A 564-nucleotide genomic window follows, 5' to 3' on the forward strand; every position below is an offset into this window, starting at 1 on the left:
GGTCCCAGGTGTTGCTGTCCCACCGGCCGCCGAACAGCCAGGCGCCCGGTCGCAGCCTGGCGGCGTGCGCGGCCACCCTGGTCAGGGCCTCGTCCAGGGTGCGTACGTCGCGCAGGTCGACCGCGTCCAGGCTCTGGGCGTACTGGGCGGTGTGGATGTGGGCGTCGTAGAAGCCGGGCAGGACGGCGGCGCCCTCCAGGTCGATCAGCTCCGCGCCCGGCCCCGCGGCCTCGCGCACGTCCGCCTCACTACCGACGGCCAGCACCGTCCGGCCCCGCACCGCCAGGGCCTGGGCCGGCGGGTGCGCGCCGGTTCCCGGGTAGATGGCGGCGTTGCGGTACACGCGGATGTTCATGGGACTCTCTCCGGGTGGGAGACGTGATGGCCTCACTGTAGTGAGTCCGGCCGCCGGAAGCCGTCGTGCTGACGTACGGTAGTCACGCGATCATGCGGATGTTATCTTGCGCGCATGAGATGGGTACGCCTGGCGCCGGCCGTGGTCGCCGGGATGCTGGTGACCGCCTGCGCGGGCGACCACGGCCGGCGCCAGGCGTACCCATCTCA

The 564-nt window shown here is 72.5% G+C and carries 1 protein-coding gene; it reads right to left on the bottom strand.

Features of this window, described 5'->3' with window-relative positions:
- Positions 1-355, bottom strand: a 355-nt coding sequence (locus E1295_RS48350; RefSeq protein ID WP_166427810.1) for an amidohydrolase family protein, incomplete at its 3' end; no start/stop codon positions are given.
- Positions 356-564: the final 209 nt, after the last annotated feature.

Source organism: Nonomuraea mesophila (assembly GCF_004352805.1).
GTDB classification, from domain to species: Bacteria; Actinomycetota; Actinomycetes; order Streptosporangiales; family Streptosporangiaceae; genus Nonomuraea; species Nonomuraea longispora.